12 protein-coding genes are annotated in these 20567 nt (G+C 37.4%); 8 read left to right on the top strand and 4 right to left on the bottom strand.

Annotation, left to right across the window (positions count from 1 at the left end; genetic code table 11):
- Positions 1-14: 14 nt before the first annotated feature.
- The 6 genes from EKM01_RS01960 (at position 15) to acs (ending at position 8948) form a co-directional block, all read left to right on the top strand.
- On the top strand, positions 15-1550 hold the full coding sequence (locus tag EKM01_RS01960) for an MFS transporter (protein WP_126458370.1): 1536 nt from the start codon (positions 15-17) through the stop codon (positions 1548-1550).
- Positions 1551-1561: 11 nt separating this feature from the next.
- Positions 1562-1789 (top strand): DUF6814 family protein, encoded by a 228-nt coding sequence (locus tag EKM01_RS01955; protein WP_126453866.1) that lies wholly within the window; start codon positions 1562-1564, stop codon positions 1787-1789.
- Between the two features lie 249 nt (positions 1790-2038).
- The gene (locus tag EKM01_RS01945; protein WP_126766560.1) at positions 2039-4744 is read left to right on the top strand and encodes an ATP-binding protein; all 2706 of its coding nucleotides are present in this window, start codon (positions 2039-2041) and stop codon (positions 4742-4744) included.
- Between the two features lie 2 nt (positions 4745-4746).
- A complete protein-coding gene (locus EKM01_RS01940; protein ID WP_126766556.1) occupies positions 4747-5109 on the top strand; it encodes a response regulator transcription factor in 363 nt (120 codons plus the stop codon).
- A 17-nt stretch (positions 5110-5126) separates the two neighbouring features.
- Positions 5127-7025 (top strand): AMP-binding protein, encoded by a 1899-nt coding sequence (locus EKM01_RS01935; protein ID WP_126766553.1) that lies wholly within the window; start codon positions 5127-5129, stop codon positions 7023-7025.
- A gap of 15 nt (positions 7026-7040) precedes the next feature.
- Positions 7041-8948 carry an acetate--CoA ligase gene (gene acs / locus EKM01_RS01930; RefSeq protein ID WP_126458363.1) on the top strand — a complete coding sequence of 636 codons (1908 nt, stop codon included), beginning with the start codon at positions 7041-7043 and terminating at the stop codon, positions 8946-8948.
- Between the two features lie 106 nt (positions 8949-9054).
- Here the strand turns inward: acs and EKM01_RS01925 are convergent, their stop codons facing one another.
- The 4 genes from EKM01_RS01925 to EKM01_RS01910 all read right to left on the bottom strand — a co-directional run bounded on the left by EKM01_RS01925 (position 9055) and on the right by EKM01_RS01910 (position 17702).
- On the bottom strand, positions 9055-11916 hold the full coding sequence (locus EKM01_RS01925; protein ID WP_126576931.1) for an alpha-amylase family glycosyl hydrolase: 2862 nt from the start codon (positions 11914-11916) through the stop codon (positions 9055-9057).
- Between the two features lie 75 nt (positions 11917-11991).
- Positions 11992-13104, bottom strand: coding sequence for a SusE domain-containing protein (locus EKM01_RS01920; protein WP_126458358.1), 1113 nt, complete (start codon positions 13102-13104; stop codon positions 11992-11994).
- Positions 13105-13128: 24 nt separating this feature from the next.
- A complete protein-coding gene (locus EKM01_RS01915) occupies positions 13129-14727 on the bottom strand; it encodes a RagB/SusD family nutrient uptake outer membrane protein (protein WP_126766549.1) in 1599 nt (532 codons plus the stop codon).
- Positions 14728-14744: 17 nt separating this feature from the next.
- Positions 14745-17702, bottom strand: a complete 2958-nt coding sequence (locus EKM01_RS01910) for a TonB-dependent receptor (protein ID WP_126766545.1) — start codon at positions 17700-17702, stop codon at positions 14745-14747.
- A 233-nt stretch (positions 17703-17935) separates the two neighbouring features.
- On the opposite strand from EKM01_RS01910, the gene EKM01_RS01905 reads away from it, so the two are divergent.
- Both EKM01_RS01905 and EKM01_RS01900 read left to right on the top strand, forming a co-directional pair.
- Positions 17936-18958 (top strand): LacI family DNA-binding transcriptional regulator, encoded by a 1023-nt coding sequence (locus tag EKM01_RS01905; RefSeq protein WP_126766540.1) that lies wholly within the window; start codon positions 17936-17938, stop codon positions 18956-18958.
- A gap of 246 nt (positions 18959-19204) precedes the next feature.
- Positions 19205-20566 carry an MFS transporter gene (locus EKM01_RS01900; protein WP_126766536.1) on the top strand — a complete coding sequence of 454 codons (1362 nt, stop codon included), beginning with the start codon at positions 19205-19207 and terminating at the stop codon, positions 20564-20566.
- Position 20567: the final 1 nt, after the last annotated feature.

Genomic DNA, 20567 nt, shown 5'->3' with positions numbered 1-20567 from the left:
AAAAATAACAATACATGAAAGAAAAATCAACAAAAGGAATTTGGAAAGTTATTTCCGCATCCTCAATGGGTACCATGATCGAATGGTATGACTTTTACATCTTTGGAAGTTTAGCAGTTGTAATTTCAACTAAATTTTTCCCTTCGGATAATCCAACAGCTGCTTTCTTATCTACTTTGGCAACATTTGCAGCAGGGTTTGTAGTTAGACCATTTGGAGCCCTTTTCTTTGGAAGATTAGGCGATTTAATTGGCCGAAAATACACCTTCATGGTCACCTTACTTTTGATGGGTGGAGCCACGTTCCTGATTGGTTGTATTCCGAGTTATGAAACCATTGGTTTTATGGCTCCTTTATTAGTATTAATTCTACGTTTGCTTCAAGGTCTTGCTTTGGGTGGTGAATATGGCGGAGCCGCAACATACGTAGCGGAGCATGCCCCTGTAGGACAAAGAGGCTACTGGACTTCGTGGATTCAAACTACTGCAACGGTGGGTTTATTCATCTCTTTGATGGTGATTTTAGCCACTAGAAATATCCTTACGCCAGAGCAATTTGACGAATGGGGATGGAGAGTTCCGTTCTGGGTATCTATCATCATGGTTGGCGTTTCCTATTTAATTAGAAAAAATATGGATGAATCTCCTGTTTTTGCTAAAGCAAAAGCGGAAGGAAAAACCAGTACCAATCCATTGAAAGAGAGTTTTGGAAATCGTTACAATTTGAAATTTGTCTTATTAGCTTTATTTGGAGCTACTATGGGTCAAGGGGTCGTTTGGTACACCGGTCAATTCTATGCCATGAATTTCATGAAAACAGTAATGGCTATTGATTCGTCACAAGTTGACACTTTACTGGGAATTGCATTAATGCTTGGTACTCCGTTTTTCATCCTTTTTGGTTGGTTAAGTGATAAAGTAGGCCGAAAATACATCATGATGGGCGGGATGTTGCTAGCCATCATATTATACCGACCTATTTATAAAAGTATGTACGAAACTACCTCGATAGCCAATAAAACGGAAATGGTAGAAAAAACAACGCTAATCGCGGAGCTGAAAGAGAACAAGAAGCAAACCATGGACTCTATTTACACCACCAATAAAGAGTATGCGGATGGAACTACTTTTCAAGAAATAAAAACCGTACATTTAGAAAACGGAACGGCAGTAATTGTAGATGGCAAAGCAAAAGTAGACACCAAAACAACTATTAAGATCTCCACTGCTGACGAATGGTCGTTAATATTTCTAGTCTTCGTTCAGGTCATATTTGTTACAATGGTATATGGTCCAATTGCGGCTTTCCTTGTAGAGATGTTCCCTGTAAAAATTAGATATACGTCTATGTCGTTACCATACCACGTAGGAAATGGAATTTTTGGAGGACTGCTTCCTGCCATTTCAACCTATTTTGTTATAAATGCAAAAGAAGGCGGGAATCCGGAATTTTACCTCGAAGGACTTTGGTATCCAATTGTTATTGCTGCTATCAGCTTTGTAATTGGAATGGTTTACATTAAAAATAAAGACAAAAACGCTCACATTTAAAAAACACAGCTATGAATCAAATAAAAAGAATTTTAGGATTAGTTTGGATTGCATTAGCAGCTGCTGCAGCCTATTTTTGCATCTTCACTTTCGGATTGCCCAAATTTATGTCCGGTAAACAAGAGGATTTAGTATTCGGGATTATCATCCTATTCATACTCACCCCACTAATTGTTTTAGGATTGGGAGCCTTTGGGTACTTCTCCTTAATGGGAGATTACGATGAAAAAAACGATTAATTAAATGCATTCCTTAAAAACAATCTCTGCATTTTTTTGCAGAGATTGTTTATTTTTTTACAATGAAAAAAAGACATGAACAAAAGCTGGTTATACTCTCAGTGTTAATCTTATTAGCATTGAATATTCCGCTTTTGCTATTATTTGACAGTTCTAAACCTATTTTTGGTTTACCCCTAATTTACCTCTACATTTTTTCGGCATGGCTATTTTCAATCGCTATAACCTACTTAATCATAAAAAGATATTATGAATAGCGTAGGGGTTTTACTGATTTTAGCGCTTTATGTCTCCATTTTATTTTACATAGCGCATTGGTCTGAAAAAAGAAGACATTCTAAATGGACTAACAATCCGTATGTCTATTCTTTTTCATTGGCAGTATATTGTACTGCTTGGACCTATTATGGCAGTATAGGAGTCGCAGCAGAAACAGGACTAGCCTATTTACCTATTTATTTAGGCCCTATTATTATTATACCAACGTGGATGATCATCCTAAAGAGAATTATCCGAATTTCGAGAGTAAATAAAATCTCCAGTATAGCAGATTTTATTTCTTTACGATACGGAAACAGTAGATTTCTTGGAGCATTAGTCACCATGGTTTGTGTTATTGGGATACTTCCTTATATTTCACTACAACTAAAATCAATTTCAGATACCTTTCATATTGTCAGCAAAACACAATCAAGCGACAACATCTTTACGGATACAACTACATATGTGTGTCTTGCTTTGGCATTATTTGCCTCTTATTATGGAACACGCTACGTGGATGCTTCCGAAAAAAGACGTGGTATTGTAACTGCCGTAGCCATGGAATCAATCCTAAAATTAGTTTTCTTTTTAATGATTGGCATTTACGTAACCTTCTTTGTTTTTGATGGGTTTGATGATATTTATCAAAAAGCGAGTGTCCTTGAAAATTTTGACAAAAAAAATACCATTGGAGGGATTACAAACGGAATCAACTGGTTTTTCCTTTGTGTGTTGTCTATGTTTGCAATTTTTCTATTGCCAAGACAGTTTCATACTGCCATCGTAGAAAACAATAAAGAAAGCCACATTCGAACAGCCATTTGGCTTTTTCCACTCTATCTGTTGCTTTTTAATCTTTTTGTTTTCCCAATTGCTTGGGGAGGAAACATCTTATTTGAGGGGCAAGGACTCAATTCCGATACCTATTCACTGTTAATCCCACAATATTTCAACAACAACACCGTAATGGTTTTAGTCTTTCTGGGCGGATTTTCGGCAGCGATCTCAATGATAATCGTTTCCTCAATTGCGCTCGCCACTATGCTTAGTAACAACCTATTAATCCCTTATGGCTTTATAGGTTCGCTCGAGAATGATTCACAGAAAAAAAACAACAAACGCATCTTGATTAGTCGCAAAATAGGTATTTTTTCCCTCATTATCGTGGCGTATGCTATCTATCGAATTTTTATTCTGGACTACTCTTTGGTTTCTATAGGACTTGTCGCCTTTGTAGTAATCGCGCAATTGGCTCCTTCTTTTTTTGGTGCCATATTCTGGAAAAGAGGATCAAAAAATGGTGCTATAACAGGGATTTTACTTGGATTTATAACCTGTTTTTATACCCTTCTAGTTCCTTACGCCATTGGGATAACCGAATCAACAAGCTTATTCATTCAAGAAGGCCCCTGGGGAATTGAACTTCTAAAACCATTTCAGCTTTTCGGACTGGATTATTTAGAACCTATACCACATGCCGTTTTTTGGAGTTTATTAATCAATTTGATGAGTTATCTGGCCATTTCCGTTAGTTTTAAAGGGAATTACAGGGAACGCAATTATGCCGAAATGTTTGTAGACATCGACAAATACATTACCAATCATGAAAATGCTTTTATTTGGAAAGGAACGGCCTATATCTCCGACATTCAAAAAGTATTGCAGCGATTTCTAGGGGAAGAAAGAACAAAACGTGCACTGACCATTTTCAATTTGAAATACAACATAGACAAAGACATCACCACCGCCGATGCCCGATTTATAAAATTTGCTGAGAATTTATTGACGGGACACATTGGTACGGCTTCCTCCAAAATATTAATATCAAGCGTGGTCAAAGAAGACAAAATCAGTCTGCCAGAAGTGTTGCGAATTTTAGAAGAATCCAAAGAAAACATCATCATCAACAAAAAGCTGACAGATACCTCAAATGAATTAAAAAAAATATCCGAACAACTCAAAAATGCCAATTTGGAATTAATAAACAAAGACATTCAAAAAGATGAATTTCTTGACACTGTTACCCACGAATTGAGAACGCCAATAACCGCAATTCGTGCGGCAAGCGAAATCCTTCATGATGATGATGACATTCCGGAGGAGTTGAGAAAACAGTTTTTGCAAAATATCATTTCTGAGTCCGATCGTTTGAATCGTTTAATTGATAAAATTCTGGATTTAGAAAAATTTGAAACCGGAAAACAAAAAATTTACCTCTCTAAAAACAACATTTCAAAAACAATCAAAAAAACATTGAATTCCCTCCAGCAACTCCTAAAAAACAAAAACATAAATGTTGAATTTCAGGAGGAATCAAGAGAGATCAAAGCCTTTTATGACGAGGAACGAATCATTCAGGTGATTCACAATTTAGTATCCAATGCGATAAAATTCTGCGCTGAGACAAATGGGAAAATAGTGATTTCCATTCATGAAAACAAAGACAATATTGAAGTCAAAATACACAACAACGGCAAGGCAATTAAGAAAGAAGATTTTCAGGCTATTTTTGATAAATTTTATCAATCTCGAAATCAAAACGTAAAAAAACCAATAGGAAGCGGCTTGGGTTTAGCTATTTGCAAACAAATAATAGAACATCACAAAGGCAAAATTTGGGCCGAAGACGATACCGCTGAAGGAGCTACATTCGTCTTTACATTACCCAATTATAATACAACTGAAAATAATTAAAAATGAAAAAAATTTTAATTGTAGATGACGAACCAAATATTGTAATGTCATTAGAGTACGCTTTCAAAAAGAACAATTTTGAAGTTTTCATTGCGCGCGACGGTCAGGAGGCATTGGATATTTTAAAAAATAAACTTCCAGATGTCATTATTCTTGATGTCATGATGCCTATGGTGGACGGGTATGCCACATTAGAGCAGATAAAAAAAGACGAACGGTTACAGCATTGCAAAGTCATTTTTCTTTCGGCAAAAAACAAGGAAACTGACATTGAAAAAGGCCTTTCATTAGGTGCCAATTTATATGTAGTCAAGCCTTTTTCAATCAAAAAGTTAGTCGACCAAGTTCATGAATTAATTCAATAAGAAACAAATTCAACACAATGACATACAAGGAAATTTATGAGGAAAGCATTGAGCAGCCAGAAAAATTCTGGGCTGAACAAGCTGATGCAATTGAGTGGTACAACAAACCGGAGACAATTTTGTCAAAAGACAAAAATGGCTATCCGCTTTGGTACAAAGATGGCGAATTGAACATTTGTTACCTGGCGTTAGACAAACACATTCAGGATGGCTGTGGGGATCAGGTCGCTTTTATTTATGACTCTCCGGTAACACAAACCGTAAAAAAATACACTTTTTCGGAAGTAAAAACCGAAGTTGCAAAACTCGCAGGAGGCATGCAATCACTGGGATTAAAAAAAGGCGACACCGCAATAATTTACATGCCCATGATTCCACAAACAGCTTTTGCCATGTTGGCTTGTGCAAGAATTGGCGTAATCCATTCCGTTGTTTTTGGAGGTTTTGCACCACATGAATTGGCCATCAGAATCGATGATTGCAAACCCCGAGCCATTATTACCGCTTCTTCGGGAATTGAAGTGGATCGTTTGATTGCGTACAAACCTTTGGTCGATCAAGCTATTGAACTCGCTTCACACCGACCAAAAAAAGTAATCGTTTTCAACAGAAAATTAGGCGCCCGAATTCCGTTTAAGAAATATGACGTAGATTATGATGCCTTGGTTTATGGTTCAGAAGAAACGCCTTGTGTTCCTGTAAATTCCAATCATCCTCTTTATATTTTGTACACTTCGGGAACGACGGGAAAGCCAAAAGGAATTGTAAGGGATACTGGTGGATATGCTGTGGCATTGAAATTTTCTATGAAATACATCTATAATGTCAAAGAAGGCGAGACTTTTTGGGCCGCATCAGATATGGGTTGGGCAGTAGGTCATAGCTACATCCTTTACGCTCCGTTATTAAATCGAAATACTACCATAATTTTTGAAGGCAAACCGATTAAAACTCCCGATGCGAGTACGTTTTGGAGAATAATTTCAGAGCATAAAGTGGGCACTATGTTTACGGCTCCTACCGCCATCAGAGCTATCAAAAAAGAAGATCCTGATGGAACATTCATCAAACAATATGATTTAAGTTGTCTCAAAAATCAATTTTTGGCGGGCGAACGTTGTGATAATGCCACTTTAGAATGGTATCAACAACACATTCCTATTCCTGTAATTGACCATTGGTGGCAAACAGAATCAGGCTGGCCAATGATTGCCAATTCTCTCGGCATTGAAAAAATGCCAGTGAAATTCGGTTCTGCCACAAAAGCAGTTTGTGGATATGATATTCGGATTTTCAATGAAAACGGTGACGAATTAAGCGCCAATGAAGAAGGCTTGGTTGTCATAAAATTACCTTTGCCTCCGGGAAACATGTTGGGTATTTGGGAAAACGAAGCCCGTTTTAAAGCCAGTTATTTCAATAAATTTGATGGCTATTATCTATCTGGCGATGGTGGTTACAAAGATGAGGACGGTTATATTTTCATCACCGGAAGAACGGATGATGTTATCAATGTAGCAGGACACCGCTTGTCTACAGCTGAAATGGAAGAAGTTGTTGCTTCCCACCGATTCGTTGCAGAGTGTGCGGTCATTGGAATTCAAGATGATTTGAAAGGACAAATTCCGTTGGCATTGGTCGTAACGAAATTAGATATTGCAATAGAGCATTATCAATTGGAGCAAGAAATTATTAAATTGATTCGCCAGCAAATTGGAGCGGTCACTTCTTTACGAAATGTAGTTATTGTAACGCGCTTACCAAAAACGCGCTCGGGAAAAACCCTTCGAAAACTACTGCGCAGCATTGCAGATGGTGCCGAATTCCAAATTCCGTCGACCATTGACGACGAATCGATTGTGGAAGAAATTATCACCGCATTAAAAAAGTATAAAATAGGAATTAACAACATATAAAATTTATCAATAATCATGAGTTACTATAAAATTAATAATCTAGAAGAGTACTTTAAACATTACAAAAAATCAATTCGTGAACCGGGAAAATTCTGGGACAAAGTGGCCTCAGAGAATTTTACTTGGTACCAGCAATGGGATAAAGTAGTTGATTTCAATATGGCTGACGCCGAAATAAAATGGTTTACCAATGCCAAAGTAAACATTGTAAAAAACTGTATCGACAGGCATCTTGCTAAAAAAGGAGATAAAACAGCTATCATTTTTGAACCGAATGACCCAAATGAAGAGGCATTGCATATTTCATATAATGAGTTATACGAGCGTGTTTGCAAAATGGCGAATGTCTTAAAGGAGCAAGGCATACAAAAAGGAGATCGGGTTTGTATTTATTTACCCATGATTCCTGAATTAGCGATTACCACTCTGGCCTGCGCCAGAATTGGAGCAATCCATTCGGTTGTTTTTGCAGGATTTTCCGCCTCGGCAGTTGCCGCAAGAATCAATGACAGCGAATGTAAAATGGTCATCACTTCAGATGGTGGGTATCGCGGGAATAAAACCATCGATTTAAAAAGTATCGTTGACGAAGCCTTATTGAATTGCCCTTGTGTAGAGAACGTTTTAGTAGCTAAAAGAATCAACTCCACTATCCACATGAAAGAAGGTCGTGACCAATGGCTGCAACCACTTTTAGACCAAGCTTCGAATAACAATGTGGCTGAAATCATGGATGCCGAAGATCCTTTGTTCATCCTTTATACTTCCGGTTCAACAGGAAAACCAAAAGGAATGGTTCACACTACAGCCGGTTATATGGTGTATTCCGCATATACGTTCAAGAACGTTTTTAATTATGAAGACAATGATATTTTCTGGTGTACCGCTGATATTGGTTGGATTACCGGACATTCCTATATTCTTTACGGCCCGTTATTGAACGGAGCTACGACCGTAATTTTCGAAGGCGTTCCGTCTTATCCTGATTTCAGTCGCTTTTGGCAAACCATCGAAAAACACAAAGTTACCCAGTTTTACACGGCGCCAACAGCGATTAGAGCTTTGGCAAAAGAAAGCATCGAATACGTGCAACGCTACCAGTTGACCTCTTTGAAAGTAATTGGATCTGTAGGAGAACCCATCAATGAGGAAGCATGGCACTGGTACAACAACCACGTAGGTGATAAAAAATGTCCTGTGGTAGATACGTGGTGGCAAACGGAAACCGGAGGAATTATGATCTCACCAATTGCCTTTGTAACCCCGACAAAACCTACTTATGCTTCATTACCTTTACCGGGAATCCAACCCGTTTTGATGGATGAAAAACGAAATGAAATAGAAGGGAATCAGGTTACCGGAAGTTTGTGTATTAAATTTCCTTGGCCAGGAATTGCAAGAACAATTTGGGGCGATCATCAACGGTATAAAGAAACCTATTTTTCTACCTTTCCAGGTAAATATTTCACTGGCGACGGCGCTTTGCGTGACGAGGTTGGGTATTACAGAATCACTGGACGTGTAGATGATGTAGTAATTGTTTCCGGACACAATCTGGGGACTGCCCCTATTGAAGATGCCATCAATGAACATCCTGCTGTTGCGGAATCAGCCATTGTAGGTTTCCCGCATGATATCAAAGGAAATGCGTTGTATGGTTTTGTAATTCTAAAAGAAACCGGAGAATATCGCGACAGAGAAAACCTGAGTAAAGAGATCAACCAACACATATCCGATCACATAGGACCCATTGCCAAATTAGACAAAATCCAGTTTGTTTCCGGTTTGCCAAAAACCCGTTCCGGAAAAATCATGCGCAGAATTTTGCGTAAGATTGCCGAAGGGGATTATTCTAATTTTGGCGATACCTCAACCTTGTTAAATCCTGAAATTGTGGAGGAAATCAAAGACGGTAAAATTTAATATTTAGTTGTAATTGTAGTTAAAAACTGCTTCATTTATGGAGCAGTTTTTTTATACAAAAAAGGCTGCCTTTTTATGGACAGCCTTTTCAATCTTCAAGGTATTCTTAATTTTTCAACAGTTTCAATACTTTCATTTCATTATTTTCATCAAATGTTTTTACGATGTAAAGTCCTTGATTCAAATCACTAACCGAAAATTGAGATCCTGCCGTTTTATTGGTATCAAAACTTTTTAGCAATTGTCCCGTGATAGAAAACACCTGCACCTTAGCCGTTGTTTCATTCAATGTAAAATAATCAGATGCCGGATTTGGATACAACACAATCGTTGGTGATTTTTCGTAATCCGCTATTGCCAATGATGCTGTTTTATTCCCATAGATTTTAAATTCTCCCGGTTTCAAAGTAATTGCAACTGAGGTACTGATTACATTAATAGATGTATTGTCCATCAAATTGTACCATGTTCCGGTGTATGGAAACCCGGAAGGAGCATTTTTTGGCGTCACATCAAAATTAGCTACAATCAATACATCTTTCAGTTGTGTTGATGCTAGTGCACTGTTGGTAATTTTGATATTCGGTAATAACGAACTGCTATTATTGATTGTTACAGTTCCTAAAAACACAGGTTCTTCGGTCTTCATCGTAATCATTTTTGCCCAGTCGTCGTAAATTATGCTTCTGTTGGTATCTCCAAGCCAACTACCCGTCCATTGTGGCTGTGGCTTAGTGTCTAATTTACAATCCCCGGATGTACCATCAGAAGGAGAGTTCACAGTTCCATTATTGCAGGTAAAAATAGAAGAATTCCATCCTAATTCTCCAAATTGCCAAATCATTTTTGGCCCTGGAACCAATAAAGAAACAGCTCCTAATGCAGACATTCTGGATAAAGCTACAGTAAGGGTTCGTACATTATGGTCCGCAGTAGTATTGTTTCCTGCTTGCACATTATTGTACATTAAGCGCTCCTCATCATGACTCTCTGCATAGCCCATCAATCGGTGTGCAGTAAATCCTCGGCTTGATGAACTCATTCTTGAAATATTACCTGCATACCCTTTTGTAAGATTGTTATAGTCAAAAGTCATGATTCCCCACATCATCACGCCTTTACTTAGCGTTTCATTCAACCTATAATTGGCCCATTGTTGCTCTTCCTCATTACCACCCAAATGTTCAAAAATAACGTAGTGATTTGGATCTAAATTCCAAGAATAATCAGCATATTTTTTCAATACATCTATTCTATCTTGTTGTAAACTGCCGGTACAATTTTCTTGCCCGCCAGCTACGTTCGCTGGACAATTTTGTGTAAAACCTTTGGTTAAATCCCAACGGAAACCGTCAATTTTATATTCTTCAACCCATTGTTTAATGACCCGTTGTACATAATTTTGTGTTCTGGGCAGTTGATGATTAAAATCTTCCCCCACACTATAACTGTGCATCGCTGTTGTATTAAAATAAGGATTTTCAGTGGAAGGCGAGCCCCAACCATTGCCGTCAGGATCATTCATCCACATGCGAAGCATTGGGTTTCTACCAAAAGCGTGATTTAGCGCCACATCAAGAATAACAGCAATCCCGTTTTGATGGCATAAATCAATAAACTCTTTCAATTTATCCGAAGTGCCATAGAATTTATCCAAAGCCATGTGAAAAGAGGTATTGTAACCCCAACTTTCATTGCCTTCAAATTCCATCACTGGCATTAATTCAATCGCATTTATCTTCAAATTTTTGAAATAATCGATTTTATTAATCAAGTCCTGATAGCTTTTATTGGCATCAAAATCACGCACTAACAATTCATAAACTACTAATTTTTCTTTAGCTGGTTTAACAAAGTTTGTAGTGGCGCTACTCCAAGCGTAAGCAGCTTTCCCGGTTTGCAAAACGGTTACTTCACGTTCCTGACCAACGGGATATACCGGAAGATTTGGATAATTTACAGATGAAATCCCTGGATCATCAAAAGGAGATAAAACCAAAGTGGAATAAGGATCCGCAGTTTTTACTAAACCAGGCGAACCGGCCAAGGGAGTTGCGTCCCCCACCCAATATTGATACATGTAATTTGTCCCCGAGACCAATCCGGTTAATTCTAACCAAAATTTACCGCTGGTTGGGTCTTTTTTCATAGAGTGCGCTGATGTTGGCTGCCAGTTATTAAAACTCCCTGCCACATAAACAAAATCTTTTAAAGGTGCATCCAACACTAAAGTTGCTTTTGTCGCATCACCAGTATTGTAATTAATTCCGTCTAACAAACCATTAGCCATCGCGGCACTTATCGTTCCCGTATTTACAATCACACTGAATTTTTTAGTAATAACAGTAGTTCCTTGAGTAACTTCCAACTCATAGATTTGATTTCCGGTGATATTTGTGTGATTAAAAGTATAACTGGAAGCCGCTGTATTTATATTTAAATTTGTTCCGTTTGCCTTCAAAACATAACTGGCATTTCCTCCTGTATTAGAAGCTGAAATATTCAAACTGCCACCAGATGCAATAATTGTCGAACTGTTTTCTGCTGGAGAAGTTAAAGTTGCCTGAAAAGCTCCAACATTAAAAAAAGTATCAGCAGTCTGCATATTTCCGGCATCATTTCTTAAGACTACACAAATTTCTGTAATAGAGCTCGTATTTGGAATCCCAAAATAAGCATACAAATCCGGAGTAAGATCTAATTTATAAGTAGTTCCTGAAACCAATGTTAATGCGGGTTGTGTGGAATTATTACCCCAACTCCCTTTCACGTTTTGCCATCTTGTGCCATTAACAGTTAAACCAATATGCGCATATATTGTACCTGTATAACTGGCGAGTGGCGTTCCTGTTTTGTTAAAATTAAGAGTAACTGCACTACTTGCAATTGCAGGTGATGGCGTAGTTGTAAATTGGGAATAACTTATAGAGGTTATAAGTAAAATTAATAAAAGTAGATTTTTTTTCATGGCTAAGTATTAATTAAATTAAAAACTAAAAAAAAGGGCTACCCATAGATAGCCCTTAAAAATTTTTGAAATAAATTATCCTTGATTAGGAATCATTAAATAACTACCATCTAAATCATTAAAATAGATTTTGTATTTAGATTTTGCAACCGGTAGGTCACCTCCACTTGTTCCGTTATTTGGGAATCCTGAAAAAGCAGTGTTTCCACCCCAACTTACGTCCCATGCATTATTTGCTCTAAATTTAGCTTTACCATCATTTAATGGCAACAAATTTAATGACCAAACATGAGAATTGAACGTAGATTGGGTTAATGCTGTTGAAGCATCCCATTTTAATGGTGTGCTATCTCCAATGATACCTACGGTAGTGAAAGTTTTAGCAGCAGCTGCATTATACGTCACTAAAGTGTATTTTAATGTTTCAGTATTCATTGTAAAAGTATAATAGCCTTCCGTTGCAATAGTAAAAGATGCTGGATCTGGATCAGCTTCTGTAGGTCTAGCCACAATAGCACCATTATCTCCTTTACCATACATTGGAGCCCATTGTCCAAGTGTAGAAATTAATTTGAATGCACCCGCTTTGAAAAATCCAGTAAATTGATACAAACTTGGGTTTGTTCCGCTTCTGAATAAAGGTTGGTTTTTATTATTATTGTTCCATCCTGAAGCAGTTGCGTCGCCTACAAAATACCAGTCTTTAAATGCGTAAGGAATTAATCCAGTGTACGCATTAACTAAAATAGTCAGTGGAGTTTTAGACATCATTTTTTCAATTCCTGCTAAACTAGAAACTACTTTGACATCATAAGAACCCAGTTGATCAGGTGTTCCTCCCAATTGAATTACTGCTTGATTCAATGTTTTTACAGTTACTTCAATTTGAGTTGCTCCAGAAGTTCCTCCTAATTCAATTGCTTTTGTAAAATTTCCTCCTTTAACATCCATCAAAAGTTTGTACCCAATCTCTACATTACCAGCATAAGTTGCTTTGGTCCACACAAAACGTTCTATAACATCTTCCGCATTTTCTTCTAGTAAAACGTATGATTTATCATTTTCAGGCGCCACTAATTCAGGAGTATCCACTCCTTGAATTACTGGTCTGTCTTCTACATCCTCTACGCTACAAGACAAGGTAAGAACTGCGAATAAGGCAATTACTGATTTAGTTATATTTTTCATTTTTTATTTATTATTTAAATTTTATTAATACCCAGGGTTTTGTTTCAATTTATTGTTTGATGCTAATGCTGTAGCAGGAATAGGAAATAAATTTTTAAATGCTTGCGTTGGCGCACCACCCGCTACATTTCCTTTCCAAGGCCACACATAACTACCGCCTGTAAATTTACCAAAACGAATTAAATCCGTTCTTCGGTGTCCTTCCCAGTGCAGTTCTTTTGCTCGCTCGTCTAGAATCAGGTTAGCACCTGCAGCATCCGCAGTAAGAGCGCTTATCGTTGAAGCATTCGCTCTGGTTCTTAAAGCATTTACATATCCTCTGGCAGTTCCTAGATCTCCTACTTTACCAACTACCGCACATTCAGCATACATTAAATACGCATCGGCTAAACGGAACATTGGAAAATCAGAATCAGAAAAGTCTCCTGATTTATCTGAGCCCTGAACTCCGTTTACGGTCACATTTCTAAATTTCTGAATTGCGTATCCATCAGTAAATGTACCAATGTCAGCAATTTCTTTAGTTTGTCCATCGGTATAAAATTGACCTCTTGCGTCTGTAGTATTTTCACTAAACTTATTTACAAATGCTGATGTTGTTCTGATACCAGCCCAACCACCATTGATTCCAAATTCAGAAGCCTTCATAGTACCACCAACTGGTGCATGCGTCAAGAAAGTAGTCCCACCATACGTTTGCGTTCTTAGTCCATCAAAAGCAATTGCAAAAATGAATTCGTTTTGAGCTCCGTTTCTATCATTATCCGCAAAAAATAATTGGTTATAATTGTTGTGTAAAGTATACCCTGATCCTATTACTTTAGTAATCAAAGGCAATGCTCCTGCATAATTATCATTACCAATATATACTTTAGCATTCATGTATAACTTAGCTTGTAACATCCAGGCAGCAGCTTGATCCACACGATACGCCTCATTTGATTTTGGCGCTTTCAATTCTGGAATAATTGCTGTTAATTCGGCATCCACAAATTTGTATAATTCTGCTCTTGACGCATATTCCGGGTAGTAAAAACTCGTTGGGGAATCTTCAGTAACCAAAGAACCTCCGCCAAACATATCAATCAAGTGCCAATAGGTGAATGCTCTAATAAAACGCGCTTCTGCTCTGTAGGTTTTAATCTTTGCTATCAAAGCGGCATCAAGACCTCTGGAGGCTAATTTAGCATCCGTAGTTTGTCTTAAAAACTCATTACAGTTTACAATTTGAAAAGAAAATCGAGCAAATGTAGCCGTGATAAAACGGTCTAAAGAAGTCCATGTTTGTGAATGAAGGTCTTTTATTGTTCCGTCATTCCAGGCAATAACAGCTTCATCTGTTGTTAATTCCTGCATCAACCAGATCCCTCTGATGTATTGACTTTCCCCTTCATCAATTCCGGAGATATCTGGAGAACCAGCTGCAGTTTGCCCTGAAGTAGCAAATCCTGCGTATAACTTGGCCAGATTTTGTTTGTACGATTCCGGGGTGCTAAAAAACTGTTCTCCCGGAACTGCAACACTACTTGCCGGGGCTTGGCTCAAATCATCTGTACACGATGAGAATACCATCACGCACAGTAACAAAGAAATGCCCAATAATTTTATTTGTATCTTTTTCATTTTTCTTGCTATTTGTATTAGAAATTAACGTTTAAACCTAACGTGAAAGTAATTGGTCGTGGGTATAAATTCCCGTCTATACCTTGAGTCCTTCCAAGAACATCAACAACCTCCGGATCTAATCCTTGATATTTAGTTATTAACAAAACATTTTGTGCTGACAATGTCAATTTAACTAATGAAGACGTATTCTCTTTTTGATTGAAAGTATATCCAACACTTACGTTGTCTAATCTTACAAAAGACGCGTCTTGAATGTAATAATCAGATTCGAAACGTTTGGTATCATTAGATCTGAAACCTGTTTCCAAAACATTTTCAACTCCGTTTGACAAATCTGTGTTTCTGATCAAAATATTATTGAAAGATCCTTTACTGGAATCCACATTGTTGTAATTGTAATTACCCCATGATCCTCTCCAGTTCATTCCCATGTCAAAATTTTTGTAGGTCACACTAGTGTTAAACCCGTAAAAAACATCTGCTGCCGGTTTATGAAAACGGTATTTATCCAACTCTGATATTATTCCATCTTGATTTCTGTCAACATACACCCCATCTAAAGGTTTTCCGTTTACACCATACGCTTGCTCATACACGTAAAAAGAACTTGGTGCATAACCCACTTGGTGATTTTGAATAAAATTTCCGGTAGCACCTTCATAGCCTCCAACATTAATTCCTGGCGTATTAGGAAGTGTAGTAGTCAGCTTAGTGATTTTAGACTCTTGAAAGGTTACGTTTCCGCCAATTCTCCATTCAAAATCATCAGAACGAAATGGGATTACTTCTGCAGCAATCTCAATCCCCCTATTTTCAATTGTTCCTACGTTATAATTGTCAAAATTTGAAAACCCGAAGAAAGATGGATTTTGTGTGTACAATAATAAATCTTCTGTTGTTCTTTTGTACAAATCAACACTACCATTGATTCTATTGTTCAAAAATCCAAAATCCAACCCTGCATTCACAGTGGTGGTTTGTTCCCATTTTAAATTACTGTTGTACGGCTGTGGTCTGTAAGTAGTGTAAAACTGACTTCCAAACGGGTATTGAGCAGCAGTATTAGAGGCTAAATACAACGGAATAGATGGATAACTTATTCCAATATCCTGTTGTCCGGTAATACCCCAACCCCCACGGATTTTTAAGGTAGAAATACTACTTACGTCTTTCAAAAAGTTTTCTTCGTTCAGTTTCCAAGCCAAAGCAACAGCAGGGAAATTAGCCCAACGATTTGATTCTGTAAATCTTGAAGTACCATCACGTCTATAGGACAAAGTCACTAAATACTTATCGGCGATATTAATATTTGTTCTTGCAAAGAAAGACTGCAAGTTGATACGAGACGGAAAATTAGGATCTACCGTAGTGTTATTACTCTGAAAATTAAAATTGGAGGAGTAAAAAGTCTCTCTGAAATCTTGGTAGGAATACCCACCGGTAACATCAAAAACGGTATTGATTGATTCTACTTTTTTGTTGTAATTCAAGTACAAATCCATCAATTTATTGAAACGTGACTGAGTTCTTTCATACGTATTGTTGAAACCGGAACCGGAAAGTCCATTCAAAAAATTAGCTTCTGTATTACCAAATGAACGTCCTGTTAATTGATCGTATCCAAAATTAGCTACTGCTTTTAATTCTGGTAAAAAATGCATTTTATATTCGGTTTGAATATTTCCAATGCTTCTGTACGCTGTTCCAAAACTGTTTTGTTGTTCGATTTGAGACAATGGGTTTCTGCCTGCCAATTGGTTGATTTCAGTTGGAGACGTATACCATTGAAAAAAGGTTCCGTCAGGATTTCTTACCGCCTGTGTTGGATCAAAACGAATGGCTGAACCAATAGCACCACGATTACTATAATTACTATTAATCAGAGACGTATTATTATTCAATTCTATCTTTAAATGATCGTCAAAGAAGTTTCCGGTTATACCAGCAGACATTGTAGTACGCTCCACGTTATCTCTTTTTAAGATACCATTCAAATTAGCATATCCCACAGAGGCTCTGTACACTATATTATCAGAACCACCGCTTAGGGCAATATTATGATCTGTACCAATAGCTGTTCTGAATATTTCATCCTGCCAATCTGTATCAGCAGCACCCATCAACGCGATTTGAGCAGCATTTCCGTTAGCCGTTACAAAATCTCTGAATTGTGTACTTGATAAAGCATCTACTTTATTCGTGATTTCAGAAACCTGGAAGTTTGCATTATAATTAATTTGCATTTCCCCTGCTTTACCTTTTTTGGTAGTAATGATAATTACCCCATTCGAAGCACGAGATCCGTAGATAGCAGTTGCCGAAGCATCTTTCAAAACCGTAATCGATTCAATATTATTTTGATTAATAGTACTCAAAGGATTTCTACTTCCTTCTACGCCACCAGCAGCAACCGGCACACCATCAATAACATACAACGGATCGTTATTAGCAGATAGTGAAGAGCCACTTCTAATTCTGATAGTTGCACCTTCACCTGGAGAACCTCCTCCATTAATAACCTGCAAACCAGCTACTTTCCCTGTTATCATTTGATCTGCAGAAGTAACAGGTCCTTTATTAAAATCTTTGGAAGTCAGCACGGTTACCGCTCCTGTAGCATCTTTTTTCTTAACAGTCCCGTAACCCACTTGGATCACCACTTCTTTTAATTGATTGGCATCTTCTTCTAAAGACACGTTTAATGAATTTTGAGCAACATAAGTCACGACCGTATTGGTGTAACCAATATAAGAGAACACAATTTTATCCCCTCTTTTTACATTAGACAACTGATATTTACCATCAAAATCAGTAGAAACACCATTATTTGTACCCTGTACATTTATGTTTACTCCCGGAATTGGCTCTCCTGACACTTTATCAAGAACGGTTCCGCCAACAATATTCTGAGCCAGAACACTAAAAGGGAGCAGCAGTACTAAAATCAACAACTTTTTATAAATTGTTTTCATACATTTTCTTTAATTTAATTGAATTTTCCTTGAATTTTCAAGCGTAACTATTACTTCGAATGTTAAATTTATGTAAATTTTTGCACGCCCGACAAGAGCCCTTTTTAATTGGGTTACGAAAACGTAATAGTGTTGAAAACTTTTTGTTTTATTTAAATTTTAACCCGTTTAATTACCATTTGTAAAATTAAATTTTATCTTTATTACGAAATAAAATTTTACTCCCTCTCCACATGAAAAGGAAAATAACGCTTAAACAAATTGCCAAAGAATTAGACGTTTCTATTTCTACCGTTTCTAAGTCATTACGGAACAGTCCAGAAATAGGCGAGGAAACCAGACTTAAAGTACAAGCTTTCGCCAAATTTTACAATTACAAACCCAATAATATTGCGCTGAGCCTAAAAAACAGAAAAACAAAAACCATTGGAATTATCATCCCGGAAATTGTGCATCATTTCTTCTCCACGGTCATCAATGGAATTGAACAAGTGGCCAATGAAAACGGGTATAGCGTACTCATTTGCCTCTCAGACGATTCCTTTGATAAAGAAGTCCTGAATATGGAAATGCTCGCTAACGGCAGTATTGACGGATTCATTATGTCACTGTCTAAAGAAACCCAATTCAAAGGCGATTTTCACCACATTACAGAAGTCATCAATCAGGGAATGCCTGTAGTCATGTTTGACAGAGTTACGAACGATATCCTTTGCGATAAAGTCATTATAGACGATCAATCTGCAGCCTATGAAGCCGTTCAGAGCTTGATTAATAAAGGACGGAAAAAAATCGCCTTAGTTACCACTGTTGACTATGTGAGTGTGGGTAAACTTCGCACAGATGGTTATATCAAAGCATTACTGGACAATGACATCCCCTTCAATGAAAATCTTATTATCAAAATTGAAGATGTTGATACCTGCGAAATCACTATTGGAAAACTATTAGAAGACAAAGCCATTGATGCCGTCTTTGCTGTAAACGAACTTTTTGCAGTAACGATAATTAAAACTGCCAATAAAATAGGATTAAATGTCCCTAAAGACTTAGCCGTTATTGCCTTTACAGATGGTATCATTTCTAAATATTCTACACCTACTATTACTACTGTAAGTCAGAATGGTATCAAAATGGGAAATAAAGCGGCAAAAATGCTGATTGAAAGACTCGAATCTGAGGAAGATGAAGAAGATGAAAATTACAAAACTGAAGTAATTGAAACGCATCTGATAGAAAGAGAATCTACACATTAGATATTATACGTTTTCAGTTGCCTTCATAAAACTGCGACTGAAAACTGTGACTAATTTTTAAAACAGCTGTATTATATTCAGTACTACAACCTTGTAGTGAAAAATGTTTCTTTTTATTTGTATCTGAAAAACAAAAGTTTAAAATATATTTTTATATTTACCCCATCAAAGCCTCACTTTTACTTCGAAAATAAGACAAGTTTTGATAAGCATATCGCTTATCGTATTAATTTATAAATTACGATAATGGAAAAGCGTAGATTAAGTTTCTGGCAAATTTGGAACATGAGTTTCGGATTTCTGGGAATACAGATGGGTTTTGCACTGCAAAATGCTAATGCCAGCAGAATTCTTCAGATTTTTGGTGCTGATGTGCACGAACTATCCTGGTTTTGGATCATTGCCCCGTTGATGGGACTTATTGTACAGCCCATCATAGGCCATTACAGTGATAAAACGTGGGGAAAATTTGGAAGACGAAAACCCTTCTTTTTAGTGGGTGCTTTGTTGGCCTCCATTGGTTTAATATTAATGCCGCAAGCCGAAATTTTCATTGCTCTTTTGCCTGCCTTATGGGTAGGTGCCGGAATGTTGATGATTATGGATGCCTCTTTCAATATTGCTATGGAACCTTTCAGGGCTTTAGTAGGCGACAATTTAAGAACGGATCAAAGAACACTTGGATTTAGCGTACAAACCGCCTTAATTGGTTTCGGTGCCGTGATTGGTTCTTGGCTGCCTTATGTTTTGACGAATTGGTTTGGCGTTTCCAATAGAGATAAGGATGGCGGTGTTCCCATGCATTTGATTTTATCTTTTGTAATTGGAGCTGTTATACTTATAGGTTCTATCCTGGTTTCCATTTTTTCTACCAAAGAATATTCTCCGGAAGAGCTAGCCCAATTTGAAGACGAAATGGCGCATCAGAAAACCAAAGTGGCTGATGCCAATGCTAAAGAATCCAGCGTACTGGACATTTTTGATGATTTCAGAAAAATGCCTACCACGATGCGGCAATTGAGCTGGGTACAATTTTTCTCTTGGTTTGGTTTGTTTGGAATGTGGGTTTTTACCACTCCGGCCATAGCCCATCATATTTATGGTTTACCTATTTCGGACAGCAAAAGTGAGGCGTATCAAAACGCAGGAGACTGGGTTGGCGTGTTGTTTGGTATTTACAATTTGGTTTCTGCTTTCTATGCTTTTGCGTTGCCTTATATCGCAAAAAAAATCGGAAGAAAATTAACCCATTCCCTATCCCTTATTATTGGTGGCCTTGGATTAATTTCGATCTATTTTGTCCCTAACGAAAACTGGCTTATTCTTTCTATGGTTGCAGTGGGTATCGCTTGGGCTAGTATTCTATCTATGCCGTATGCCATATTAGCCGGATCGATCTCCCCAATGAAAATGGGAGTTTACATGGGTATTTTCAACTTCTTTGTCGTTATTCCCCAAATTATCAATGCCTTAATTGGCGGACCATTAGTTAAATATGTATACCATGACAATGCCATATTTGCATTAGTCACTAGTGGTGTCAGCTTTTTGATTGCTGCTGTTTTAGTAGTTAAAGTACAAGATGTTGATGACCTAATAAAACAATAAT

The organism is Flavobacterium sp. RSP46 (assembly GCF_003984825.1).
Lineage (GTDB): Bacteria > Bacteroidota > Bacteroidia > Flavobacteriales > Flavobacteriaceae > Flavobacterium.
Note: the sequence above shows the minus strand (reverse complement) of the source record. Positions and strands in the feature narration are given on the sequence as shown.

What these genes read in the sequence shown, in the direction of transcription:
- EKM01_RS01910 (WP_126766545.1), bottom strand. Translation starts at nt 17,702, where the DNA reads ATGAAAACAATTTATAAAAAGTTGTTGATTTTAGTACTGCTGCTCCCT.
- EKM01_RS01925 (WP_126576931.1), bottom strand. Translation starts at nt 11,916, where the DNA reads ATGAAAAAAAATCTACTTTTATTAATTTTACTTATAACCTCTATAAGT.
- EKM01_RS01905 (WP_126766540.1), top strand. Translation starts at nt 17,936, where the DNA reads ATGAAAAGGAAAATAACGCTTAAACAAATTGCCAAAGAATTAGACGTT.
- EKM01_RS01915 (WP_126766549.1), bottom strand. Translation starts at nt 14,727, where the DNA reads ATGAAAAAGATACAAATAAAATTATTGGGCATTTCTTTGTTACTGTGC.
- acs (WP_126458363.1), top strand. Translation starts at nt 7,041, where the DNA reads ATGAGTTACTATAAAATTAATAATCTAGAAGAGTACTTTAAACATTAC.
- EKM01_RS01945 (WP_126766560.1), top strand. Translation starts at nt 2,039, where the DNA reads ATGAATAGCGTAGGGGTTTTACTGATTTTAGCGCTTTATGTCTCCATT.
- EKM01_RS01940 (WP_126766556.1), top strand. Translation starts at nt 4,747, where the DNA reads ATGAAAAAAATTTTAATTGTAGATGACGAACCAAATATTGTAATGTCA.
- EKM01_RS01960 (WP_126458370.1), top strand. Translation starts at nt 15, where the DNA reads ATGAAAGAAAAATCAACAAAAGGAATTTGGAAAGTTATTTCCGCATCC.
- EKM01_RS01955 (WP_126453866.1), top strand. Translation starts at nt 1,562, where the DNA reads ATGAATCAAATAAAAAGAATTTTAGGATTAGTTTGGATTGCATTAGCA.
- EKM01_RS01900 (WP_126766536.1), top strand. Translation starts at nt 19,205, where the DNA reads ATGGAAAAGCGTAGATTAAGTTTCTGGCAAATTTGGAACATGAGTTTC.
- EKM01_RS01935 (WP_126766553.1), top strand. Translation starts at nt 5,127, where the DNA reads ATGACATACAAGGAAATTTATGAGGAAAGCATTGAGCAGCCAGAAAAA.
- EKM01_RS01920 (WP_126458358.1), bottom strand. Translation starts at nt 13,104, where the DNA reads ATGAAAAATATAACTAAATCAGTAATTGCCTTATTCGCAGTTCTTACC.